The sequence below is a fragment of the Bacillus sp. HY001 genome (assembly GCF_007558965.1).
In the GTDB taxonomy this organism is placed as follows: domain Bacteria; phylum Bacillota; class Bacilli; order Bacillales; family Bacillaceae_G; genus Bacillus_A; species Bacillus_A mobilis.
The window spans coordinates 1-24,941 of sequence record NZ_VLTE01000097.1 but is presented as its reverse complement, the minus strand read 5'-3'; the positions used below and the strand labels follow the sequence as shown (position 1 = coordinate 24,941).

Below are 24,941 nucleotides of genomic sequence, written 5' to 3'. Positions count from 1 at the left end.
CTTATATCAAATAAAATGATATCGCAAACGACGAAAAAAAGTAACAATTTTTTCACAAATGTATATAAGTATTTCCTTCACATCTTTCTATGATACACCTTTCTTCTTATTTATATAAAGAAAAAAGGACTGGTAATTTTCCAGTCCTTTCCTCATATTTATTCACTTACCGGAAGTACAGCACCTTTATATTCTTTAGTAATAAAGTCTTGAATTTCTTTTGAATGCAGTACTTCTACTAATTCTTGAATTTCTTTTTTCTTCTCGTCACCTTTACGAACTGCAATAATATTTGCATACGGAGAGTCTGATCCTTCAATCGCAATTGCATCCTTTGTTGGATTTAACTTCGCATCAATTGCATAGTTTGAATTAATGAATAAAGCATCGCCTTCATTATTTTCATACAGCTTTGGTGACAATCCAGGCTCTACATCTGTTTTAAACTTTAAGTTTTTCGGATTTTCTACAACATCTTTCACTGTTGCTTGAACAACATCTACGCCATCTTTTAATTTAATAACGCCGCCTTTTTGTAACAATGCGAGCATACGGCCGCGCTCCGCTACGTTATTACTCATAATAACTGTTCCGCCATCTGGAAGTTCTTTTAAACTTTTATATTTCTTAGAATAAATACCCATTGGCTCTAAATGGATTTTTCCTGCGTTTACAATTTTATATCCCTTTTCTTGAATTTCTTTATCTAAGTAAGGAATGTGTTGGAAGTAGTTCGCATCAATTTCCTTATCTGCTAACGCTTTATTCGGCAGAATATAATCCTGGAACTTTTTAATCTCTAATTTAATACCCTTTTTCTCTAGTATCGGCTGTGCCTTTTCTAAAATAACAGCATGCGGTACGTTAGAAGCCCCCACAACAAGCTTATTCTCTTCTTTCCCCCCGCAAGCAGCTAATGTAAATACAGACAGCGCTGTAACAACTGACAGTAGAATCTTTTTCATATGACGTCCCCTTCTTCCTATATTTATGTAGTAAAAAAGAGCCGGCATACACCAGCCCTTTTCAGCAATTATTCTTTTACAGGAACAACTGCCCCTTTATATTCTTTAGTAATAAAGTCTTCAATTTCTTTAGAATGTAATACTTCTACAAGCTCTTTAATTGCTTTTTTATCTTTATCACCTTTACGAACCACTAATACGTTTGCGTATGGAGAATCATCGCCTTCAATTGCAATTGCATCTTTTTCTGGGTTTAATTTCGCATCAATTGCATAGTTCGAGTTAATTAAAACAGCGTCGCCTTCTTTATTGTTATACACTTGTGGTAACAAACCAGGCTCAATATCCGTTTTGAACTTTAAGTTTTTCGGATTATCTGCAATATCTTTTGGAGTTGCACTAACTGGATCTACTCCGTCTTTAATTTTTAAAATGCCTTCTTTTTGTAAAATTGCTAAACCACGTCCATGGTCAGTAACGGAATTACTCATAATAATTGTCGCCCCGTCTGGAAGCTCTTTTAAGCTCTTATATTTTTGAGAATATACACCAATTGGTTCTAAATGAATTTTTCCTGCAATTTCAAAATCGTATTTTTTATCTTTTATTTCTTTTTCTAAATACGGAATGTGCTGGAAGTAGTTTGCATCTAAATCCTTATCCGCTAACGATTTATTTGGTAACACGTAGTCTTGGAATTTTTTAATTTCTAAATCAATTCCTTTTTTCTCTAATAAAGGTTTAGCCTTTTCTAAAATAACCGCATGCGGCACGTTAGAAGCCCCTACAACTAGTTTCTTTTCATCTTTATCTTTCCCGCCACAAGCTGCTAACCCAAAAATTGAAGTTGAAATAAGTGCTGTAAGTAATAATTTTTTCATTTGAAACATCCTCCCGTTTTTTATTATCGTTTATCTATTCGAACCGTTACACGATCACCAATCCACTGAATGAAAAATACAACTAGTAATACACAAATTGTCGCAACGATTGTTACATCGTTATTTCCTCGTTGGAATCCTTCTAAATATGCAAGTGTTCCAAGGCCACCAGCACCAACAACTCCCGCCATTGCTGTATAGCCTACTAAAGCAATTGTCGTAACTGTAATGCCAGATACTAATGCTGGTAATGATTCTGGAATTAGCACTTTTAAAATAATTGTGCTTGTTTTTGCTCCCATCGCTTTTGAAGCTTCGATTACACCTTTATCAATTTCACGAAGTGCAATTTCAACCATTCTCGCGTAGAATGGTGCCGCTCCAATAATTAAAGCCGGCAGTGCTGCACTCGCTCCAAGAATTGTTCCAAGCAGAATCTTTGTGAATGGGATTAATAAAATGATTAAAATGATGAACGGTATTGAACGGAATATATTTACGAACGCTCCAATCGCTGTGTTAACCGTCTTGTTTTCCCATAAATTATCTTTCGCTGTCATAAAGAGTAACAATCCTAAAATTAGTCCTAAAACAAATGTCGCAAGAGCTGCGATTGCCGTCATATATAACGTTTCACCAGTTGCTTCTAACATTTGATTCCAATCAACATTTGCGAGTAATTTATCCATGTGCAATCACCTCCAGCTCTACTTGATCTTGATGTATTCCCTCTATCGCTTGCTGGATCGCTGTTTCCTCACCATTTAAATGAACAACTAAAGTACCGTAAGAGCCGTTATTCGTTTGTGCGATATTTCCTTGCAAAATGCTAACTTCTATATCACTGCGTTGCATTAATCTTTGAAGTACTGGTCTTTCTACAGCCTCACCGATAAACTGCAAACGAACGACTTTACCATCTGGATACTTTTCAATTAAACTTTCAATCGTTTCATTTGTATCTTCAGAATCCGTTAACTGCTGTACAAATCGTTTCGTAATGTCTTTCTGCGGATTGCGGAATACATCAAGTACTGGACCCGTTTCTACAATCTTTCCTTTCTCCATTACCGCCACTCGATTACAAATCTTTCGAATCACATGCATCTCATGTGTAATAAGTACAATTGTTAAACCGAGACGCTTATTAATATCTAATAATAAATCTAAAATTTGATCTGTCGTTTCTGGATCAAGAGCTGATGTTGCCTCATCACATAAAAGCACTTGCGGGTTGTTAGCTAACGCTCTTGCAATACCAACGCGTTGCTTTTGTCCTCCGCTCAGCTGAGATGGATACGCGTCTCCTCTTCCTTCTAAACCAACGAGATGAATTAACTCATCAACGCGTTTTCTTCTCGCTGCCCTATCAACACCTGCAATTTCAAGTGGGAATTCAATATTTTCACGTACAGTTCGTGACCAAAGTAAGTTGAAATGCTGAAAAATCATTCCGATTTCTTGCCTTGCCTTACGAAGTTCACTTCCTGTAATTGCTGAAATCACACGATTTGCAATTGTAATTTGGCCTGAAGTTGGTTTCTCTAGCTGATTGAATAATCTGATTAACGAACTTTTCCCAGCCCCACTATATCCGATAACACCAAATATTTCGCCTTTCTCTATTTTTAAATTGGCATTATCTACAGCAGTGACATCACCGCTTTTTGCTTTATATATTTTCTTTACATTCTCTAATAGAATCATGGTGTATCACCCCTTTTTTATTTGGATCGACTCCGCAATTTTTTATGTTTAATGCGTGTAGTCCACCGTTATCACTACTTTTATTATTTGAATGTCCTCCACATTCAAACAATAAAAAAACCTTTCCGCTTTAGAGAAGCAGAAAGGTTTATATGCGTATATAACAACATTATCCCTCTCTCTCATCTCTCAAAGCATTTGCTTTGCAGGAATTGGCACCATTTCAACATAAGTTGACGGTTGCCGGGCTTCACAGGGCACAGTCCCTCCACCTCTCTTGATAAGAGAAATCAGATTACATTTTCGTCTGATTTGTAATTTATGAAATTGTCTATATTTTATGAATTGAATTGTATCAATATCCGCACACCATGTCAACAGAAATTTTCGTAAAAAATGAACCTTCAGAATTTTAAGCACCTACTGACATCGGTTTACATATATGAAACATCGATTCGACTAATAGCATCGTTCGGTATGTTCCCGAATATTGCACACGTCCATCGTTCATTAACATTTGCAACCTTACATTGCCGTTCACCAATTGTTTTACATCTTCTTCATCTACACAAACGATTTGCTCCGTTCCTCTTTCCTCATGTAGCAGCTCTATATAATCCCTTGAAATTTGTAGCGAACAACTTTCATCTCCAAAACGGAAATTAACCGTTTTTTCTCCTTGTCTTAAAAGCGGCTCTAAATGATATTGACCATTAGCGTAATTTACAAATGATTGTAGCAAAGAATATAATTTCACCCTAAATCACATCCTTCATATCACTTTCTATTACACATACCATTCCCTCTCACTAAAGAGCAATCCTGTTACTTTCGCTCGACAAATACTGTAACCACACTGCCTCTCGACATATTTCCCGAGAAATATGTCGAGGCGGCAAAAACTTTGCCGCCTACTTTAATTCCGTATATAAATATTCAACCGAATGAAATGCATATATCTTCTTCATGAGTGTCCCATTTTCAAAAACAAGTAAACACGGTACACTTTCGATTCCATACTCTTTCGCTAAATGCGGAGCATAATTTAAATCTAACATTCCAATTTGGAGGTCTCCAATTGTCATCTCAACGACTGTTAACATCTTTTTTGCTAATTGGCATGTTCCACACATTGGAGTATATACATATAACACTGTTTTTTCTTCGTTCTCTATTAGGGCTGTTGCTTCGGCTCCTGTCCAGTCAATCACTTCTATCATTCCTTACCGTAAATATTCTGTATAAACGTCAATGTCAGCTCCCCATAATACATTTGCTAAGTGTGAAGATGGCGCAGTTGCCACTTCTCGGTACGAGCGATCAATATAAATATGCTCTGCTTGCGGAAATTCTTTTCGAAACTGTTTCCTTAACTTTTCTCCAGCATCATCAGCATCCACTAGTACATACACTTCCTTATCAAAAAACTGATCAACGAGCTCATCCATTTTCGACAAACCAATTGTACCATTTGTACAAACAATTTCCACCGGTTCCCGAATAATAGATTCAATCTTTCTTCTATCTGATGTACCTTCTACAATAATGACTTTTTCCACATAAATCATATGTCATCACCCGATCACCATATACTATACAACCTTTAACTTAGTATATAGTATATTCGTTATTTTCATGTTGTTTCCTGTTTATTTTTGCAAAAGAAAAGCGGAAGCGGCTCGCTCAGATTGTGAGGGGGATGGAGCTTCTGACGTAAAGGCGCTTTTTGCCTTGTAGGAAGAAGCGAAGCCACCGAACAATCTAGCCGCTGGAGCTAGACAATGAAAAGCGCAAGCGGCTCGCTCAGAACAAGAGGGCATTGAAACTCCTGAACTAGAGGCGCTCTTTGCCTCAAGTGAAGGAGTGAAATGACCGACTGTTCTAGCCGCTGGAGCTAGATCAAAAAGAAAAGCGGAACCGACTGTTTAGCCATGAAGGGCTAGGAGATGGAGCTGGACAATAAAAACTTAGACGAAAAAGTTTTTTCAAAAAACGTTCTCCTACACAATAATTAGTATATGATTCTACATTCATTATTTTACATCAAATAAAAAAGGACAGCACAAAGGCTGTCCTTTAGTAGACTATAATTAGTCTTGGTTTGTCATTTCTGCATATTTTTCAGCAGTTAATAACTTCTCAACTTGGCTTGCATCAGAAAGTTCAACTTTAACCATCCATGCACCCTCGTATGGAGATTCGTTAACAAGTTCTGGTTGGTCACTTAATTCTTCGTTTACTGCTACAACTTTACCACTTACAGGTGCATATAACTCAGAAACTGTTTTAACAGATTCTACGCTTCCGAATGGCTCGTCAGCTTCGATTGTTGCACCTACTTCAGGAAGTTCAACGAATACGATATCGCCTAGCTCACCTTGTGCAAAGTGAGTAATACCGATAACAACTTCATTACCTTCAGTTTTTACCCATTCGTGTTCTTCAGAGTAACGTAAATTATTTGGAATGCTCATGACTGTACCTCCAGTGAATGTATTAATTATGTAAAAATACCTTATTGGTACTTTTTCCACACACTTTCAAACTGCTCTTCGTTAAAACCAAGTGTTACATTCGTTCCATTTGTTACGATTGGACGTTTAATCAACATGCCATCAGATGCTAAAAGTTCGTACATTTCGTCTTCACTTGCATCCTTTAACTTATCTTTCAGACCAAGTTCGCGGTAACGCATTCCACTTGTATTAAAGAATTTTTTTAATGGTAATTCACTTTTTTCATGTAAATTACGTAAATCTTCTTTTGATGGTGGATTTTCAACAATATGAATCATCTCATATGCTACATCGTTTGCCTCAAACCATTTCTTTGCTTTTTGACATGTGCCACACTTTGGATATGAATAAAATGTTACTGTCATAAATTCACCTACTTTTTTACTAACCTTTACCTTTATCATATAGAAAACGTTTTATTATTTCAAACGATTATTCGCTAAACTTTTACTTATTTCGTGATAATTTTTAATAATCCTGCAAATTTTTCTTATTTTTCCGCCATTTGTTAAGAAAAAATAAATATATAATTTTTTTGATTCTTCTCTTATCACTCGCCGAACATATATCTTAAACAAACGTTTGATTAACTCCCTATTTTTCTTTATTAGCCCTTGATCCGCATCGATTTCTTCCTACCGAACATACATCTTAAACAAACGTTTGATTAATCCTCATTTTTTCTTTGTTAACCCTTGAGCTGTATCGATTTTTCCCTATCGAACATACATCTTAAACAAACGTTTGATTAATTCAACATTTTCCTTCATTAACCCTTGGGCTATATCAGTTTCTTCCTACCGAACATATATCTTAAACAAACGTTTATTTAACCACTTCATCCTATAGTCACAAAATCTGGAAACACTTTACATGACAAAGGCGTACAGATGAAAGAAACTAACGATTTTGGCCGTAATAATGAGAGTATTCCATGATGTTGAAGAAATTACTGCAAAGAAAAGAGACGCATTTAAATGGATGCGTCTTTTGGCGATGTTTCTTTTGTAAAATCATATAAAGCAATTGCGCCTAAAATAACCAATATACTTTCAGGGGCATCTAACAAAATAGTTCTCCAAGTTTCTGAGACTACCCATTTAATACCTGCCGCTGATTCAAGATATGTTTGAAAATAACTAATTGTAAAATCAATTACAAATAAACATACAAGTAATGTTAGACCAAAACGAATTAATTTCTTGTTTTTAAACATACAACACCTCTCAAAGTTCATTGGATATTTCTGAGTTCAGTTCCCTACATATAAAAATCCTTATATTTAATTTTAACATACAAAATATCCAAATAAATACAATATGCATATTTGCATATTTCTTGCATATTGAGGAATTACTGTTAATAAAAAGGCCCTACTAGTAACCTCATAACAATGGAATCATTTGAACCACTATATAACCGATTCCTGCATGCGAAATAAAGGAGAAGCCTCGTTTACAGGCTCCTTCATCATCTATTCAAGTAATCGGCAATTGTTTGAAATACGACGATATACATATTATGAATACTTTCTTCCGTATTTCCACCATTCGATAAACCAACTGCCCATTGTTGTCCTTCACCACTTCCGATATTCGCAAAGCCTTGCGTATACATAGCATTTACATCTTTTCGTGCACTGTTATAATCTATCCCTTTTGTAATAAACGTTGAATATGATTTATCTTGCAAACCGATAAAAAACACTGGTTTCTTTAGCGATGAAAATACACTTTTATACTGCTCAGTTGAGGCCTCTTGAAAGTGATCTTTCATTATGAGAAAACCATCCACTTCCTTAGATTTCTTTTCCAGTTCCTCTAACTTTATTTCCTCAAACTTTATATTCCTAAACGTATCTTTCGGTTTCTCTCCAACAACTCCAATTACGAGTGCTCTTCCGTTATATTCTAATTTCTCTCCTTCTTTATCCTTTGCACACCCAGCACTCACTAGGCATATCAATATAAAAAATAAGAAATACGATAAACGCTTCATATAGCACCCTCCCCTTCTTTTCAGTCAAGTGACAAAAACGTAAGGTTCATTCAAGAAAATGTAAGTAAAATCGATAGCTCAAATTACGTTTCTATATTATAATCAATTGAATTTACTTACATTACTAAACATAGGAGATTATCATGAAGAAATTTAAACTTTCATCTTTTCTTCCGTTAAGTTATATACTTCTACTCGTACTCGTAAGTCCCCTTTACGATGTATTAAATAAATCGGCTGTTCACGCAGTAGATGTCACAACTGTAGTAGATGATTGGATTCCATTTGTGAAAGCATTTATTATTCCTTATTTACTTTGGTTCCCTTACTTATACGGCGCACTTATTTATTACTGCTTTGCAGATCGAAAACAATATTATGTCACTTTAAGTAGTATCATTCTTGGAAAACTTGCTTGTTTTTCTATTTATTATTTTTGGCAGACAACTGTACCACGTCCAACAGTCGTTGGATCAGACGTATTTTCCGAACTAGTCCGCTATATTTATAGTATCGATCAACCGGTAAACTGTTTCCCTAGCATTCACGTACTTACTACCTTCATCATTATGCTAGCTGCCTTTAGACGTAGAGAACAACATGCTTTTGAATATTATATCCTTATGTTCTTCGGTACGCTTATTATTTTATCAACACTATTTACGAAGCAACACGCGTTTGTAGACGCCATCTCTGGCATGACGCTTGCAAGCATACTTTACTTCGGCGTTCAGTTATTATTAGCAAAAGAAACTGTACGTGTTCCAGTAAAACAAAATCATAAAATGTAACATAACAAAAAAGCAGACTGTGGCTTCTACAGTCTGCTTTTCTCTATATAAAGGGAGATTTTCAATTTAAGATTGCGGTACAGTCATATCACCAGAGTGAATACGACCTGCTTTTTTAAGAGCAATGTAAAGTATATAAGAAACAGCTACTGGAATGATGATATAAGTGATTACCATCGCTGGGACAACTTCCCATCCTTCGCTGGAAATTAAATTAATTGGTGCGATAAGAGAGCTTAATCCAAGACCTGCAATTTCTTTTCCTGCTTCCAGTTGGAAAATTAATGCGGATACAGGACCAACTATAGCACTGGCGACAACAGTTGGGACGAGAATCATTGGATTTTTAGTGATATTTGGCAACTGTACTTTCGGAGTACAAAGAGCCTGAGCTAATATACCGCCTAAATTATTTTCTTTCGCTGAGATAACAGAGAATCCGATAAACTGAGCAACGCAGCCGGCAAGAGCAGCACCACCTGCAACACCGTCTAAGCTAAGTGCGATCGCTAACGCAGCTGATGAAGCTGGAGAGATAAGTAATAGTCCCCAAACGACTGCAATCACGATAGAAGCAATGAACGGGCTACCAGCTGAGCTATCTTTAATAAATGCTCCAATTGTATTTAAAACAGGAGTAATATTATGAGATAACCAAATACCGACTAAACCAGAACCTAATATGGCCGCAAATGGAACGAGCATCATATCTAATGCAGTTTTCCCGCTTAAACGTTTACCAATATATACAGCTAAAGTTGCTGTTAATAGTGCACCGATTGGCTCACCTGTTTTAATGATTAGACCTGCTTCAGTAATTGAAATGGATCCGGCACCAATCGCTCCAGCTACCATAGCCGAGAAGATTACAAGACCGTTTGCACCGAGCATAAAAGCAATTCCGGCACCAATGGCTGGTGCCATAAGTGATTTTGCAACAACTCCGATTGTAATCAGCAATGGAATATCAACAATTCTTCCTATATTTTCGATTAGTAAACCAATTCCAAGGGATACGAAAATACCTTGTGCGATTCCAGCTGATGCTTTAAATACACGAGACATTATATATTCCTTCATTTGTTTCACCTTCTCCTATAAGTTAGTAACCAATTGTTTTCATATAATCACGTAAAATATCGTTTGATTTTGCGAATCGAGATTCTTCATCCTCTGTTAAGTTTAGTTCTACAATTTCTTTTATACCGTCTCTAGTAATAATAGCTGGTACTCCTGTGCAAATATCGTATTCACCGTACTCCCCATCTAAAATGGCTGATACAGCAATGACACGGTGATCATCGTTAAAGATTGAGCTCGCAATATATGCTAGAGAATTTCCGATTCCGTAATAAGTAGTACCTTTTCGTTTATAAATTTCCCATCCAGCTTTTGCAGTCTTCTCAACAATTTCATCTAAATCTATTTCACCAAATTTGTCTTTTTTCTCTTCTAAAATTTGTAGAATTGGCTTTCCACCAACAGTTACGTGAGACCAAGCAACCATTTGGGAATCACCATGTTCTCCTAATGAATACCCATGAATACTACGAGGATCTACATGTAACATCTCAGATAAAATTGTTCTTAAGCGAGAAGAATCTAGTGATGTACCAGTACCGATCACACGATTTCTAGGTAATCCAGATAATTTCCACACTTGATATGTAATAATATCAACTGGGTTCGATGCAAGTAAGAAAATACCATCAAATCCACTTTCCATTACGCCGCCAACAATACTTTCCATAATCTTCGCACTCGCTCCTAAAGTATCTAAGCGACTTTGTCCAGGCTTTGGTGCCGGTCCTGCTGTAATAATAACGATATCCATATCTTTGCAGTCTTCATAACTTCCTGCATATACTTTTGTTCTTGTATTTGTAAAGTTAATGCAGTGTGATAAATCCATTGCTTCCCCAACTGCACGTTCATGATTTATATCAATTAATAATAGCTCTTCGCAAATGCCTTGATTCACAATGGAATATGCACAACTTGATCCAACTAATCCAGTACCGATAATTGCAATTTTTCTTGTATTTCGTTTCATAGCAATCTCTCCTAATTGATCATATAATCTATTTCTTTTGTTCTTTACACTCCTAATTATAGAGATTCCCACGATATAAACCATGGATACTTTGTGAAATATTGAGCAAACTTTTGTCCTTTTTGTGAATTGTTATATTCCATTTTCGTCATATTTGTTACAACTGGAAAAATATTTATCATGTATATATTGACATGCCCAAAACAAAAAAACGAGCGACTTCATTCGCTCGTTTTTTCATCCCATTATTCCGCACTTAATTGGCTTTTTAATTGCTGGACAATCATTGGATTCGCAGGTGCAGCTGGTTTATAATAACTTTTTTGCTTTGCGTACTCATACATATTACGTTGACGCATCTCATCTTGATTACGAATTTGAATTAACGTTTGATGCAACTGTTCGTTATCAGACTGAGAAATATAATTTGCATAACTTGTTAAACTTGCATTTAACCCTGCCAAATAATCATTTACCATATCTTTTTCATTCATCTGTCGCTTCCTCCTATCCTAGGAAAGTCATTAATTGTTGTTTCGTATTTCGTGCATCTTGCGCATCCTTTTGTAACATTTGTTTCAATTGTGGATCTGTACACGTCTGTGCATACTGCTCCAACTTGTTAATAATTGTTGCATGTCCACCGATTAAATGACGTAAATTTTCTACTTCAAGCTCTGTTAAGTTTTGCATAGAATACTCCTACCTTTCTTTGTTCGTTCACTGTTAGTATTTAGCTATTTTTTGATTGTATTCATTAAAAAATTTCTTACATTTCAAATCAATCACATCTATTTATACATACAAAAAATGTTATAATTACATAAAAATACAAATCAAAAAACATAGGAGGAAGGTATGCTTATGCAAAAATATTTTAAAGTTATCTTCTTTATCGTTTACGCAATCCTATATGTAAAATTATTAATTGATATATTAACTTCAAAACCACTGTTCACTTCTATACCTTTGCATATTTTATTTCTCGTTTGTTTTCTATTTATAGCACTTAACAATTATAAAAATCGTAACACTACCTTTTTCCTAGTATTTATTAGTGCCACCCTATTAGTAAGTGTTAGTTTCATTAAAAATATTCTTATATAAAGGAGCAATGAACATGAAAACACATGACTTCCTTACAGAAATCCAGAAGGGTTCTGAGCCTAGTCCATATCAAGATCCCATCGCATTCAGTTTCGTTTGCTTTTTCTTAGCGATATATACATTTTTCAAACCTGCAAAATGATATCCTTTAACGAGAAAAAGCCTACCGTTCTTTTAAAATCATATGTACTAAAAAACCTTAGAATCACTTCTAAGGTTTTTGTTTGCCTTGCTTCTTATTCACGTAATCCTTTAATAAACGTTTCCAATAATACATGTAAACTTGTATCTAAATCTAATGGCAGACCAAATCCACCTTGCTGTTCAATCGACGCAAATCCATGACAAATACTTCTGAATCCACGTGTCGCATGAAGTGCATTCTCTCCTTCTAAGCCGTACTGTTGTAAAACATGAAGACAAAGATTTACAATTCCGTCACCTGCTTTTCTTACTTCTTCATCTCGTAAAAAAGTTGCTTCATACAGTCCAGGATGTTTGCGTACGAATGCTACATACGCTTCTCCTAAAGCATGAATTGCTTCATCCATACGTTTACCCTCAGCCGCTTCTTCCAGTCTGTTATGCAGCTGTTTGATTCCGTACATACCAAGATTTTTCCGTACATCTTGTAAACCTTTCACATGATTGTATAGCGAGGGTGAACGTACCCCTAATCTTTGCGCTAATGAAGCTAACGTTACTTCTTGTATTCCATTTTCATCCGCAATTTCTACCGCTGTTTCTACAATTTTCTGTAATGTAAGTCCGATTCTCGGTGACATCAATTACCCCTCTTTTCTACTTTCTATATTTTGCTTAGCTTCCTTAATAGCAATTTTTATTGCAGTGCCTGGGTCCTTTATCATTTTTCCATGTCCTGCCGCAAGCAAGGAAGGCTCATATTCGCTTAACTTCTCTGCACTTTGTAATGATATTTCTTTGCTCCACGTTGCCATCGCAGGAAACGGAAACCAAAATTTCATTTGTCCCGAAACAGCCATACCTCCTCTTGTTTGGAATGCATCCCCGACAATAAGAACTTTATTCCGTACATCAAGAAACGACATGGAGCCTGGCGTATGTCCCGGTGTCATAATCGCAAGAAGCGATCCAACTCGGTCGCCATCTTCCAATAACACATCAGGGACCGTTTTTACTTTTTTAGGTACACCACCTTTTATCGGTATATTCGGTTCATCCTTTTGTAACGTCGTATCTCCTTCTAACAGCTTTGCGTCCCGCTTAGAAATATAGACTGGAACATTAGGAAGTACTTCCTTTAATGCGTCTAATGCACCGATGTGATCATCATGCGCATGCGTTAATACAATCTTAGTAATGGGTTTCCCTATGTTCTCAGCCGCCTGTAAAATACCTTTTGCGCTATATGGCAAAGCCGCATCAATTAAAGTTAAACCATCTTCTTCCTCCACAAAGTAACAATTCACAGGAAACACTCTTGGTAAAAATGACAATTGATATACCGTTTTTTCATGTATCATTCTCATATTTCCATCTCCCTTTTCACGAAAACTAATACCATTAGTTTTATTATACTAATGGTATTAGTTTTTTGTCACTAAAAATTTCATTTTTACAAAAAAAAGAAAAGTAGCCGTTTATACGACTACTTTTCTTTACAGCTATTAAACTGTGTAACGCTCATCTTCTAAAATTTTCGCAGCGATTTCACGTTTCTTCGGAATTACGTTAAGTGGTGTGTGGCGAGTTAATTTACGTAATGATGATAACATCATGCGCAGCATGTCGCCGTTTTCAACTGCGATAAGTGTTTCTTTCGCATCTGCTTCGATTTCGTTGAATGCTTCTTGGCAGAATACTTCAGTGTATAACACTTTTTGCTTATTCTTTTCAAGACCAGTTGTTTTAATCGCTTTTTCTGTACGAAGAACAGCTGACTCCATTGCGTATAGGTTGCTTACGATGTCAGCGATATTCACAAGAATTTCTTGCTCTTTATCTAATGCTTTACCGTATTTTTGAGCAGCTAATCCAGCTACCATTAAACCAATTTTCTTCGCGTTAGTTACTAAATATTTTTGAAGTGCTAATGGCTCATCGCCTACTTCTTCTGGCATCATCATCATTAACTCTTCTTGTAATTTTTGTGCTTTTTGAAGAAGTGGTAATTCACCTTTCATCGCTTTACGTAAGAACGTACCTGGTACGATTAGGCGGTTAATTTCGTTCGTTCCTTCAAAAATACGGTTAATACGAGAATCGCGGTACATTCTTTCAATCTCGTACTCTGCCATAAATCCGTAACCACCGTGAATTTGAACACCTTCATCTACTGTATAATCTAATACTTCAGAACCGAATACTTTATTTAAAGAGCACTCGATTGCATATTCAGCGATAGAAGCTGCTACTGCTTTACCGTCCTTTACTTCTTCTTCAGATAATGTGCTCATGCGGCTTTCAAATAAACCTACTGTACGGTATACAGAGCTTTCAGCTGCATATGTTTTCGCTGCCATATTCGCAAGTTTCTCTTGAATTAATGGGAAGCGAGCGATTGGTTGTTTGAACTGTTGACGTTGGTTTGCATATTGTGCTGAAATTTCTACTGCACGTTTCGCAGATCCAACTGTACCAACACCTAATTTATAACGGCCGATGTTTAAAATGTTGAACGCGATAATATGACCTTTACCGATTTCACCAAGTAAGTTTTCTTTCGGTACTAATGCATCTTCTAAAATTAACGTACGAGTTGATGAACATTTAATACCCATTTTCTTTTCTTCTGGGCTTGTAGATACACCAGCATATTCTTTCTCTACGATAAATGCTGAGAAGTGCTCTCCATCAATTTTTGCGTATACAATAAATACGTCAGCGAATGCAGAGTTTGTAATCCACTGTTTTTCACCATTTAATACGTAATGTGTACCTTCTGCATTTAAACGTGCAGTTGTTTTTGCACCTAATGCATCAGATCCTGAACCTGGCTCAGTTAATGCGTATGCAGCTAATTTTTCACCAGTTGCAAGTAATGGTAAATACTTTTTCTTTTGCTCTTCGTTACCGAATAATACGATTGGTAAAGATCCGATACCTACGTGAGCACCGTGAGTAATTGCAAAACCACCAGCGCGAGAGAATTTCTCTGCGATTAACGCTGAGCTTACTTTATCAAGGCCAATTCCGCCGTACTCTTCTGGTACGTCAGCGCCTAATAAACCAAGTTCCCCAGCTTCTTTTAAAAGACGAACAGAACGATCAAACTCGTGTTGCTCTAAATATTCAAGCTCTGGAAGAACTTCATTTACGATAAAGTCCTCTGTCGTTTTCGCAATCATTTTATGCTCAGATGAAAAATCTTCTGGCGTAAACACTTGATCAATTGTAATCTCATCAACTAAAAAGCTACCGCCTTTAACCGCACTTCCTACTGTTTTTTCCATGAAAATTTCCTCCTTCATATTTTCATGAGCTGCTTCTCTCATTTTGAAAGAAGCTAGCTCTCCCTTTTGTTTTTATAAACCTTTGTCGCTTCCATTCTTTATAGTCCAGTTCCAGCGGCTAGAATGTTCGGTGGCTTCGCTTCTTCCTGCGAGGCAAAGAGCGCCTCTACGTCTGAAGCTCCATCCCCCTCACATTCTGAACGAGCCGCTTCCACTTTTTTTCATAATCCAGTTCCAGTGGCTAAAACAGTCGGTCGTTTCACCCCTTCCTGTGAGGCAAAAAGCGCCTCTTCGTCAGGGCTTCCAACGCCCTCCTGTTCTGAGCAAGCCACTTCCACTTTTTATAGTAATTCAAACACTCCCGCTGCTCCCATTCCGCCACCGATACACATTGTTACGATACCGAATTGTTGGTTGCGGCGTTTCATTTCGTGAATAAGAGATAGTGTTAGTTTTGCCCCTGTACAGCCAAGTGGATGTCCAAGTGCGATTGCACCGCCGTTTACGTTTACTTTTTCTTCATCTAAACCAAGTTCGCGAATAACTTGGATCGATTGTGAAGCGAACGCTTCGTTTAGTTCGAACAAGCCAATATCAGATAGCTCTAAACCAGCTAATTTTAATGCCTTTGGAATTGCAGCGATTGGGCCGATTCCCATTACTTCTGGTGGTACGCCAGCTACTGCGAATGAACGGAATTTCGCAAGTGGTTTCATGCCATCACTCACTGCTTTTTCACGATCCATTAATAATACTGATGCTGCACCATCACTCATTTGTGAAGAGTTACCAGCTGTTACAGAACCGCGAACGTTAAATGCTGGACGTAATTTACCTAAAATGTCTAGCGTCGTTTCTGCTCTTACACCTTCGTCTTGTGCGAAAATGATTGTTTCTTCTTGCAGTTTGTTGTTTGATCCAACAGTACGTAACGTTACATCTACAGATACTGTTTCATCAGCAAAGTTTCCTGCAGCTAATGCTTGCGCAGCACGTTGATGACTTCTTACTGCAAATGCATCTTGCTCTTCACGAGAAATTCCATATTTCACAGCAACTTGCTCTGCTGTATGTCCCATGCCCATATAATATTCTGGAGCCGCTTCTACAAGGCGACTATTCGGACGAACAACGTGTCCCATCATCGGAACTAAACTCATTGATTCCGCTCCGCCTGATAATACCGCTTCCGAATGACCAAGCATAATGCGCTCTGCTCCGTAAGCGATACTTTGTAAACCTGAAGAACAGTAACGGTTAATCGTAATAGCTGGAACATCGTAAGAAAGTCCCGCTAATCCGCCGATATTACGAGCCATATTTAAACCTTGCTCTGCTTCTGGCATTGCACAACCGAAAATTAAATCATCGATTGGTCCTTCATAATTCGCACGCTTTAACGTTTCTTTTACTACTAACGCCCCTAGATCGTCAGGACGAACTGTTTTTAATGAACCCCTCTTTGCTTTTCCAATTGGTGTTCTTGCTCCCGCAACAATGACAGCTTCTCTCATGAACGATATCTCCCCTCGTTATTAGTTACGTAATGGCTTTCCTTTTACAAGCATGTGCTGCATTCTTGCTTGTGATTTCATCTCACTTACTAAGCTAATAAATGCTTCACGTTCTACATCTAATAAATACTGCTCATCAACTTCTGTTCCGTACGGTACTTTTCCGCCCGCAATGACATATGCAAGTTTCTTCGCAATGTGAAGATCATGTTCAGAAATGTAACCTGATAAATGCATTGCTTCTGCACCAAGTACAAGCGTTGCATAGCCTGTTTCACCAACAACTGGTATCTTTTTGCGAATCGGTGCTTTATAACCCGCTTCATATAAAGAAAGTGCTTTTTGTTTCGCATCATATAGTAAGTGATCACCATTCACACTAATACCGTCTTTATCGCCTAAGAAGTTGTTCGCTACAGCTTCTTGTGCTGATGTAGAAACTTTCGCCATCGCTACAGATTCGAATACTTTATTCGCAACTTTTTGCAGATCAAACTCTACACCGTTTGGCATTTTGTTTAAGTGTTTAATGTATAGCTCTTTATTACCGCCTCCGCCAGGGATTAAGCCAACACCAACTTCTACTAAGCCCATATATGTTTCACTAGAAGCTTGAATGCTCGCTGCTGGTAAGCATACTTCTGTACCTCCGCCAAGCGTCATACCATATGGAGCTGCTACAACTGGCTTAGAAGAGTATTTAATTTTCGTCATTGCATCTTGGAAGTTTTTCACAACCCACTCAATTTCAAAGTAGTTGTCATCTTGTGCTTCCATTAAGATCATTGCTAAGTTCGCACCAACGCAGAAGTTCTTCGATTGGTTACCGATAACAAGACCTTTATAATTTTTTTCTACTTCATCAACAGCGTAGTTAATCATTTGCGTAATATCCATACCAATTGCATTGCTCTTCGAATGGAATTCTAAGCAAAGGATGCCGTCACCTAAATCAATTAAGCTCGCTCCGCTATTTTTCTTTAATACACCATTTTTCGCTTTTAATTGTTTAAGCGAAATTGCCTTTTTATTACGTTCGATTAGCTTATATTCGCCATTATCGTAATAGTAGCTATCTCCGTTATCATGTTTGTAGAAAGTAGTGAAACCTTTCTCTACCATTTCTTTCACCCAAGTCGGAACAACTACGCCGTTTTCTTCCATCTTTTGAACGGACTTTTCAACGCCGATTGCATCCCAAACTTCAAATGGTCCTTGCTCCCAGCCGAAGCCCCACTTCATCGCTTGGTCAATTGCAACGATATCGTCAGCAATTTCTTTATGAAGTTTTGCAGAGTATAAAAGAGTCGGTGTAATGATATTCCATAACAACTCTCCTGCGCGGTCTTTCGCGTATACAAGCGCTTTCAATTTATTCGATAAACCTTTTTCTTGTTTACTTAACTCGATAGATGCAGCTTTTAATTTTTTGCGTGCTTCATATTCCATCGTTTCAGGATTTAATTCTAAAATTTCTTTTCCTTGTTTTAAGAAGAAGCCTTGACCTGTCTTGCTTCCAAGCCATTTTTTATCAAGCATGTCATGCATGAAAGCTGGTACTTTAAATACATCACGCTCTTCTTCTTGTACGTTTTCATATACGTTATTTGCAACGTGTACGAATGTATCTAAACCAACAACATCTAATGTACGGAACGTTGCGCTCTTCGGACGACCAATAAGTGGGCCTGTTACAGAATCAACTTCCCCAATGCTATAGCCGCGTTTTATCATCTCTTGAAGAGTTACTAATAAACCGTACGTACCGATGCGGTTTCCAATAAAGTTTGGTGTGTCTTTTGCGATAACAACGCCTTTTCCAAGAACGTCTTCGCCAAATAATTTCATGAAGCTTAATACTTGTGGATCTGTTTCTTTCGTCGGTATTACCTCTAGAAGTTTTAAATATCGTGGTGGGTTAAAAAAGTGTGTACCTAAGAAGTGTTTCTGGAAGTCGTCTGAACGACCTTCTGCCATTTTTTCTACTGAAATGCCTGACGTATTCGAGCTTACAATAGAACCCGGTTTACGAACAGCATCTACTTTTTCAAATAGTTTCTTTTTAATATCTAAGTTTTCAACTACTACTTCAATAATCCAATCAACATCAGCTAGACGCTCAAGATCATCTTCTAAGTTACCTGCTTCAATCAGTGCTAGATTTCCTTTCACTGTCAGAGGAGCTGGTTTTTGCTTTAATAGTTTTTGTACAGCCGTATTACTAAAACGATTTCTCACACTTTTATGTTCTAATGTAAGTCCCTTCGCTTCCTCTTCTTTTGTTAGCGCAGGTGGTACAATATCAAGCAATAATGTCGGAATACCAATATTAGCTAAGTGTGCCGCAATCCCTGAACCCATTACGCCTGAACCTAGAACAGCAGCCTTTTTAATTTGGAACATCCAATTCTCCCCCTATTCTTGAATGAATGCTCATTCAATTTTTCGACATAAGTCGCAATCAATGAGTGAGCCTCTACTAATAAATATATGATACAGTTTGAATTTTCGCAATATATTTATTGATAAAATTTTCTGAAATAAATATTTTTCTTTTATTTGCCCATGCTATATGTATGTATTTTCTTCACTCAAATACACTTTTCCTTTTTATAATCTGACGAAACTGGAGGAATATATATGGCAAAACTTAAGAAGAACCCTTCAAAAGCTGGAATTAGCGCAGCAAGTGTAACCGGAAATGCAGGTCCTCATAATCACGGTGTGGAAAAGGGCCGTCAAGGTAATAACCAACAATACAAGAAGCATAATATGGGCGAAAAATAACGGTATATTTTTGGGCAGAAAACGTGGCATAATGGGTAATGGCTGCTTTTTCTGCCCAATTTATTTGTACATATGGAAAACAAAAGAGGGAACGATGATGAAACGAACAATAGTTATGATTGTAATGATTGCTACACTATTTACAGGGATGATTTTCTTCTCTTACGCCCAAAGACAACAAGCTGTAAGAGCCGATCAACCTAGCATCACTGGACAATACGCCATTACAATCGATGCAGACACAGGTGAAATTTTGTATGGAAAACGAGAAGACGAACGCTCTTATCCGGCTAGTATAGCCAAAATGATGACAACCCTTCTTTTACTAGAGAATGTAAAAGAAGATGAAGAAATTACGATTACAGAGAACGCAATAAAAACAGAAAGTCAAAGTAAGAAAATTAAACTTCGTGCTGGGGAAAGGTTAAAGCGTGATGAGGCATTAAAACTGATGCTTATCATTAGTGCAGACCCAATAGCCGAATCCATCGCAGAACATATCGCAGGATCAAAAAATGAATTTGTAAAAATGATGAATGCTAGAGCGAAGGAACTTGGTACAAAGCATGCGACTTTCAAAAATGCAAGTGGCGCTGATGCACTCGGAAATAAAGTATCACCATATGACATTGCTATGATTACGAAAGAAGCATTAAAGTACCCAGTTGTTTTAGAATATATGAATTCAACACGTACAACTCTACATACTTCAGAACGCTCTCCAAACATCGCAAACTATGGACGGGAAGAACTATATGACGATCCATATGCAATTGGAAGTAAAAGCGGTCTGTCAGCACTCGGAAAATATACGGTCGTAACAGTGGATGAAAAAGACGGTAAACGCGTCATTAATGTTGTATTATCTTCTACTCGTACGCAACTATATCCCGATACGAAGAAAATGGCACATTACGCATTTCAGCAATTAAAATAACCAAGGAGTATTTTCTCCTTGGTTATTTTTTAACCATACCTTTTAATACGAACGCAACGTTTGCTGGACGCTCTGCTAGACGACGCATGAAGTAGCCATACCAGTCGTTTCCATAAGGTACGTAAACACGCATCTTGTAACCTTCTTTTACTAGCTCAAGTTGACGCTCATTACGAATACCATATAACATCTGGAATTCAAATTGGTCTCTTGGAATATTGTGTTCTTCGGCAAGTTTTTTCGTATATTCAATAATCGCTTCGTCATGTGAAGCAATTGCAGTATAATTTCCATTTAATAAGTGCATTTTAATAATTTTTTTATAGTTATCATCTACATCTTTCTTATCCGGGAACGCTACCTCTTCAGGTTCTTTATAAGCTCCTTTTACAAGACGTAAATTCGGACTATAAGCATTTAATTCTTCCATATCTTTTTCTGTACGATAAAGGTAGGCTTGAATAACTGTACCAATATTATCGTATTCAGATTTTAATTGTTTAAAGATCTCAATTGTTTTCCCACAGCGCGTATAGTCTTCCATATCAATTGTAATAAACACACCATTTTCTTTTCCAGCTTCTAAAATACGGCGCATATTGTTCATTACGATTTCATCAGAGATATCTAATCCCATAGAAGTCATTTTTAAAGAAAGCTGTGAATTAAGACCTTCTCTTCCAATTGCACGAATCGCTTCAATCGATTCGCTAGCCATTTCATTTGCTTCCGCTTCGTTATCAACGAATTCACCTAAATAATCGATCGTTACACAAAGACCTTGCTTATTTAATGCTTTAATTGCAGCTGTCGCTAATTCAATCGTTTCCCCTGCGACAAAGCGACCTGCACCAAAGCGTAAACCGTACTTTTTAGCCAGTTTTGTTAGCGCTTTATTTTTTGACAAGAAAAGAAACGAATTTCGCATTAATTGTTCCATGTAATTCACCCCTATGACTGTGATTTATCTGTTTTTTACCCCTCTTCAAAATTATATCATTGTTTAAAATTATTGGATACAAATAATTATTTAGATAATTTATAAAATACTATAAAAACATTTAAAACCCTATATTTTCGCTTATAAATATGTAGGAAATATTTTTCGACATTTAGAAAAAACGAATTTACTAGGCACAAAATAAGCATGTCGAAAATATTCGACATGCTTATAAAACCCTTTATATTCCATGTAAATTATATAAGGATATTAATGCAGAAAACTTAAGATTATATTTATCTCAAGTTTTTTTATTGCTCATTTCTCTTCTCTTCATTCAGCCTTTTAATATCTGTAATTAACTGTACCATCTCTTCTTTCGCATCAGGGTAAGTCTCATTCCAATGCTTCACTAAAGCCGGCATCGTCTTAGCTATGTAAGAATACAGTGCCCACTTCTGCACCTGTTCTTTTCTCTCTTCATTGCTCTCTCCAAGTAATAGTTCCGTGTATTTCTCTAACAACCCATCAAATTGTTCGTTAAATTTTTCACTCATCTTATCTACCTCCTATATGAAAAAAGCAGCGGAGGTCGCTGCTTTTTCTTATAATTTTGATCGAACAGAGTTTAATTTCTTCTCCATTGTGCTTACTTTATCACGACGATCATCGATACGAATTGTTGTCGCAACGCGCTGTGCACCTTTCGTATATGGAACTTCATGCATTTGTTGAATAACTTCTAGAATGACAGGAAGATCTCCTTCAATAATTGTATTCATTGGTGTTAATTGATATTTCACGCGATCTGCATTTTTCTCTAACACCTTTTGTACTTCTGCTACATATTCACTAACACTTGGATTACCCGTTCCTACTGGAATAATCGATACGTCAACAATTGCCATAGTAGTCTTCCTCCTATTACTTGCTTCTTATATATCCATTGTCTATTTTACCGAAATACTCATCATTTTACTAATTTGTTATTCCTGTATTTTAAATTGCTCAACTAATCTTTCTAAGTCTCTCATGTGCTCCGTCAAACTTTCCATCGTATGAGCTACCTTTTCTAGATGATTCACTTGAGATTCAGTTGCAGCATTTACCTCTTCCGAAACAGCTGCGCTTTCTTGACTCGTACCAGCAATTGTATGCATTACCGTTGTAATTTCTCCTTGCTCATGACCAATGTTATATACCTCTTCTACAATTTGTTCCACTGAAGTACTAATTGTATTTACAACTGACATAATTGTACGGAATTCCGTTTCTGCCTCTGTCGTCACTTTATTTTGTATATCCGCAATGTCTTTCAACTTACTTACAACTTCTACAACTCGTCTTACCTCTACTTGTACATCACCAATCATCGTCGCAATTTCTACTGTTGCATCTTTTGATTGTTCCGCTAATTTCCGAACCTCTTCAGCAACAACAGCAAAGCCTTTACCTTGTTCACCTGCACGTGCCGCCTCGATTGAAGCATTTAAAGCAAGTAAATTCGTTTGATCCGAAATACCTTTTATAAGCTCTACAACATTTTGAATCGATCCAACTCTTTGCTCTAACTTTCCGGAGGCTTCCTCTGTATGAACAACAATCGAAGATGACTGGCCCCTTGTACGAACTAAATTACGCATCGTATTTAATCCTTGCTTAGATGCCTCTTCAGCTTTGCCAGCCACTCCTTTTATTTCACCAACGGATTGATTCATTTGTTCCACTGACTGCGCCATATTCTCGAGCTGCTCTGAAACTTCATCTACACTATTAGCAAGAGTAGACGCTCCTCCGCTCACATCATCCATTGCACCTGACACTTCTCTACTAGCAGCTACAGTTTCAGTCGTTAAATAATGTAGATTATTCGTTGATTGCTGCACTGTTGATACACTATTTTTAATTTTGCTTACCATTTCATTCATTTGCTCAACCATATGATTAAAGTGATTCGTCAGCTCTCCAACTTCATCCTTACTAGTCACTTTCATTTGCAACGTTAAATCACCTTCTGCTACTTTTTGAACGTGATTCGTTAATAGTTGCAACGGTCTTGCTAACCTTCTTGAGAACAAGTATGAAGCTATGATTCCAACTAATAAGCTAATACATGCCATTATAAGGACTGTATTTCTCGTACTATTTAATAGCCCATCAATCGTTTCTTTCGGATAAAAAATTCCTATTTTCCATTTCATCAAATCAAATGACTGGCTATAAACAACTACATCTTCACCCTTTAATGTAGTGACAGCATATTTTGTTACCTCTTTATTTAAACTCTTCACAAGTGGCTCTTTCGAAACATCTTTCCCTATTTTCTCTGGGTAAACAAGAGCCATACTTTTATCATTTATAATAAACATTTCTCCGCCATTATTGTATTGAATATTATGAAGTAACTTCTGAATTGTTCCAAGTGATACATCCATCGCAACAACACCTAATACAGATCCATCTTGAGCTGTAATTGCTTTAGAAACTCCCACGCTTAACTTACCTGTTGCAATTTCATACATAGGTTGTCCCCAGTGAACCTTTTTCACATCAGCTTCTGAGTCTTTATACCATGGTCTTGTCGTTGGATCATATCCTTCTGGCACTTGTCCACCTTCAGCAAGATTGGCACTTAATGTTTTTTTATCTTTCGTACCAATATATAAGTCTAAAATGCCAGGATGATTCTTTTTGTACTCCGAAAACTCTTTCGTCAAAAACGCTTCTTCTTCTGGAGTAACTCCGTCTTGAAGTATATTACGAACCATCTCACTGTTCGCATAATATCCCATATCTTCATCCGTTCTTTGAACAAATGTCGTAAGTTGCTCTGTCACAAGATCCATCGTATTTTGAGAATACTGGTCTAAGGAGCGCACTTCCTTCTCTTTCTGTAATTGATACATAGCTGTACCTAATATTACAAACATCATAGAAATAAGCACCGAAAATACTACCGCAATTTTTAAACGTAAACTTCTCAACATCTTCCCCCAAGCATCCCGATACGATAAACTTAACTAAATCTATACAATTCAATCAAATTTACACAAGTTAGTGCTTCAAAGTGTTCTCGCAACCCCGAAGGGACGAGGGGTATAACACTCCACACGAGGCAGTATCGTTACCTCCTATTATCAAGCAATTATTTTACCCATCTTGATAAATTTATCGAAGCATTCAAATCTCTATCGTGATGGCTATTGCAGGAAACACAACACCACTCACGTATTTTTAAACTCCACTGTCCTTCTGGTTGAACTGAATGGTCGTATTTTACTCCGCAACATGAGCAAATCTTGCTTGAAGCG

Annotated in this window: 28 protein-coding genes and 1 riboswitch; of the genes, 3 read left to right on the top strand and 25 right to left on the bottom strand. The window is 37.0% G+C overall.

Annotated features, from left to right (window positions below; genetic code table 11):
• Positions 1-158: 158 nt before the first annotated feature.
• The 11 genes from metQ (FOT98_RS27800) to FOT98_RS27745 form a co-directional block, all read right to left on the bottom strand.
• The gene (gene metQ / locus FOT98_RS27800; protein WP_063260505.1) at positions 159-965 is read right to left on the bottom strand and encodes a methionine ABC transporter substrate-binding lipoprotein MetQ; all 807 of its coding nucleotides are present in this window, start codon (positions 963-965) and stop codon (positions 159-161) included.
• 68 nt (positions 966-1,033) lie between these two features.
• Entirely contained in the window at positions 1,034-1,846 is an 813-nt protein-coding gene (gene metQ / locus FOT98_RS27795) for a methionine ABC transporter substrate-binding lipoprotein MetQ (protein WP_063260504.1), read from the bottom strand.
• A 23-nt stretch (positions 1,847-1,869) separates the two neighbouring features.
• The gene (locus FOT98_RS27790; protein WP_061678021.1) at positions 1,870-2,535 is read right to left on the bottom strand and encodes a methionine ABC transporter permease; all 666 of its coding nucleotides are present in this window, start codon (positions 2,533-2,535) and stop codon (positions 1,870-1,872) included.
• Positions 2,528-3,553 (bottom strand): methionine ABC transporter ATP-binding protein, encoded by a 1,026-nt coding sequence (locus tag FOT98_RS27785; RefSeq protein ID WP_063260503.1) that lies wholly within the window; start codon positions 3,551-3,553, stop codon positions 2,528-2,530. Before FOT98_RS27785 ends, FOT98_RS27790 begins: the two co-directional genes overlap by 8 nt.
• Positions 3,554-3,732: 179 nt before the next feature.
• A riboswitch (SAM riboswitch) is annotated at positions 3,733-3,840 on the bottom strand.
• 125 nt (positions 3,841-3,965) lie between these two features.
• Positions 3,966-4,310 carry a hypothetical protein gene (locus tag FOT98_RS27780; RefSeq protein WP_000781217.1) on the bottom strand — a complete coding sequence of 115 codons (345 nt, stop codon included), beginning with the start codon at positions 4,308-4,310 and terminating at the stop codon, positions 3,966-3,968.
• A 154-nt stretch (positions 4,311-4,464) separates the two neighbouring features.
• Entirely contained in the window at positions 4,465-4,773 is a 309-nt protein-coding gene (locus tag FOT98_RS27775; protein WP_080467534.1) for a thioredoxin family protein, read from the bottom strand.
• A gap of 3 nt (positions 4,774-4,776) precedes the next feature.
• Positions 4,777-5,121: a toprim domain-containing protein gene (locus FOT98_RS27770; RefSeq protein ID WP_000640869.1), complete on the bottom strand. Its 345-nt coding sequence runs from the start codon at positions 5,119-5,121 to the stop codon at positions 4,777-4,779.
• Between the two features lie 522 nt (positions 5,122-5,643).
• Complete coding sequence (gcvH, locus tag FOT98_RS27765) at positions 5,644-6,027, bottom strand: glycine cleavage system protein GcvH (protein WP_000026896.1); 384 nt, start codon at positions 6,025-6,027, stop codon at positions 5,644-5,646.
• 41 nt (positions 6,028-6,068) lie between these two features.
• Entirely contained in the window at positions 6,069-6,434 is a 366-nt protein-coding gene (locus FOT98_RS27760; RefSeq protein WP_000218969.1) for an arsenate reductase family protein, read from the bottom strand.
• 608 nt (positions 6,435-7,042) lie between these two features.
• Positions 7,043-7,285: a DUF3937 family protein gene (locus tag FOT98_RS27755; protein WP_063260502.1), complete on the bottom strand. Its 243-nt coding sequence runs from the start codon at positions 7,283-7,285 to the stop codon at positions 7,043-7,045.
• A 254-nt stretch (positions 7,286-7,539) separates the two neighbouring features.
• Complete coding sequence (locus FOT98_RS27745) at positions 7,540-8,067, bottom strand: hypothetical protein (protein WP_063260501.1); 528 nt, start codon at positions 8,065-8,067, stop codon at positions 7,540-7,542.
• 143 nt (positions 8,068-8,210) lie between these two features.
• Between FOT98_RS27745 and FOT98_RS27740 the strand changes: the two genes are divergently transcribed.
• Positions 8,211-8,858 carry a phosphatase PAP2 family protein gene (locus tag FOT98_RS27740; protein WP_063260500.1) on the top strand — a complete coding sequence of 216 codons (648 nt, stop codon included), beginning with the start codon at positions 8,211-8,213 and terminating at the stop codon, positions 8,856-8,858.
• A 66-nt stretch (positions 8,859-8,924) separates the two neighbouring features.
• On the opposite strand, the gene FOT98_RS27735 is transcribed toward FOT98_RS27740, so the two are convergent.
• The 9 genes from FOT98_RS27735 to FOT98_RS27690 form a co-directional block, all read right to left on the bottom strand.
• Complete coding sequence (locus FOT98_RS27735; RefSeq protein ID WP_000666174.1) at positions 8,925-9,938, bottom strand: PTS sugar transporter subunit IIC; 1,014 nt, start codon at positions 9,936-9,938, stop codon at positions 8,925-8,927.
• 22 nt (positions 9,939-9,960) lie between these two features.
• Positions 9,961-10,911, bottom strand: coding sequence for an L-lactate dehydrogenase (locus tag FOT98_RS27730; protein ID WP_063260499.1), 951 nt, complete (start codon positions 10,909-10,911; stop codon positions 9,961-9,963).
• 245 nt (positions 10,912-11,156) lie between these two features.
• On the bottom strand, positions 11,157-11,405 hold the full coding sequence (locus FOT98_RS27725) for a spore coat protein (protein WP_001002992.1): 249 nt from the start codon (positions 11,403-11,405) through the stop codon (positions 11,157-11,159).
• Between the two features lie 13 nt (positions 11,406-11,418).
• Complete coding sequence (locus FOT98_RS27720) at positions 11,419-11,604, bottom strand: hypothetical protein (RefSeq protein WP_001180555.1); 186 nt, start codon at positions 11,602-11,604, stop codon at positions 11,419-11,421.
• Positions 11,605-12,254: 650 nt separating this feature from the next.
• Complete coding sequence (locus tag FOT98_RS27710) at positions 12,255-12,803, bottom strand: TetR/AcrR family transcriptional regulator (RefSeq protein WP_063260498.1); 549 nt, start codon at positions 12,801-12,803, stop codon at positions 12,255-12,257.
• Positions 12,804-12,806: 3 nt separating this feature from the next.
• The gene (locus FOT98_RS27705; RefSeq protein WP_063260497.1) at positions 12,807-13,529 is read right to left on the bottom strand and encodes an MBL fold metallo-hydrolase; all 723 of its coding nucleotides are present in this window, start codon (positions 13,527-13,529) and stop codon (positions 12,807-12,809) included.
• 138 nt (positions 13,530-13,667) lie between these two features.
• On the bottom strand, positions 13,668-15,452 hold the full coding sequence (locus FOT98_RS27700) for an acyl-CoA dehydrogenase family protein (protein ID WP_000416298.1): 1,785 nt from the start codon (positions 15,450-15,452) through the stop codon (positions 13,668-13,670).
• A gap of 341 nt (positions 15,453-15,793) precedes the next feature.
• On the bottom strand, positions 15,794-16,966 hold the full coding sequence (locus FOT98_RS27695; RefSeq protein ID WP_063260496.1) for an acetyl-CoA C-acetyltransferase: 1,173 nt from the start codon (positions 16,964-16,966) through the stop codon (positions 15,794-15,796).
• A 21-nt stretch (positions 16,967-16,987) separates the two neighbouring features.
• Positions 16,988-19,369: a 3-hydroxyacyl-CoA dehydrogenase/enoyl-CoA hydratase family protein gene (locus FOT98_RS27690; RefSeq protein WP_063260495.1), complete on the bottom strand. Its 2,382-nt coding sequence runs from the start codon at positions 19,367-19,369 to the stop codon at positions 16,988-16,990.
• Between the two features lie 237 nt (positions 19,370-19,606).
• Here FOT98_RS27690 and FOT98_RS27685 point away from each other — a divergent pair, with 237 nt between their 5' ends.
• Together FOT98_RS27685 and FOT98_RS27680 are read left to right on the top strand one after the other, a co-directional pair.
• Positions 19,607-19,753, top strand: a complete 147-nt coding sequence (locus FOT98_RS27685) for a YuzL family protein (protein WP_001096344.1) — start codon at positions 19,607-19,609, stop codon at positions 19,751-19,753.
• Between the two features lie 97 nt (positions 19,754-19,850).
• On the top strand, positions 19,851-20,690 hold the full coding sequence (locus tag FOT98_RS27680; RefSeq protein ID WP_063260494.1) for a D-alanyl-D-alanine carboxypeptidase family protein: 840 nt from the start codon (positions 19,851-19,853) through the stop codon (positions 20,688-20,690).
• Between the two features lie 22 nt (positions 20,691-20,712).
• On the opposite strand, the gene FOT98_RS27675 is transcribed toward FOT98_RS27680, so the two are convergent.
• From FOT98_RS27675 to FOT98_RS27655, 5 genes are all read right to left on the bottom strand, one after another.
• Complete coding sequence (locus FOT98_RS27675; protein ID WP_000436767.1) at positions 20,713-21,630, bottom strand: proline dehydrogenase family protein; 918 nt, start codon at positions 21,628-21,630, stop codon at positions 20,713-20,715.
• Between the two features lie 311 nt (positions 21,631-21,941).
• Positions 21,942-22,187, bottom strand: a complete 246-nt coding sequence (locus FOT98_RS27670) for a YusU family protein (RefSeq protein WP_001290594.1) — start codon at positions 22,185-22,187, stop codon at positions 21,942-21,944.
• A 48-nt stretch (positions 22,188-22,235) separates the two neighbouring features.
• On the bottom strand, positions 22,236-22,538 hold the full coding sequence (locus FOT98_RS27665) for an MTH1187 family thiamine-binding protein (RefSeq protein WP_001018860.1): 303 nt from the start codon (positions 22,536-22,538) through the stop codon (positions 22,236-22,238).
• Positions 22,539-22,616: 78 nt separating this feature from the next.
• Positions 22,617-24,617 (bottom strand): methyl-accepting chemotaxis protein, encoded by a 2,001-nt coding sequence (locus FOT98_RS33595; protein WP_063260493.1) that lies wholly within the window; start codon positions 24,615-24,617, stop codon positions 22,617-22,619.
• 158 nt (positions 24,618-24,775) lie between these two features.
• A partial coding sequence (locus FOT98_RS27655; protein WP_144291191.1) for a zinc ribbon domain-containing protein occupies positions 24,776-24,941 on the bottom strand: 166 nt, incomplete at its 5' end.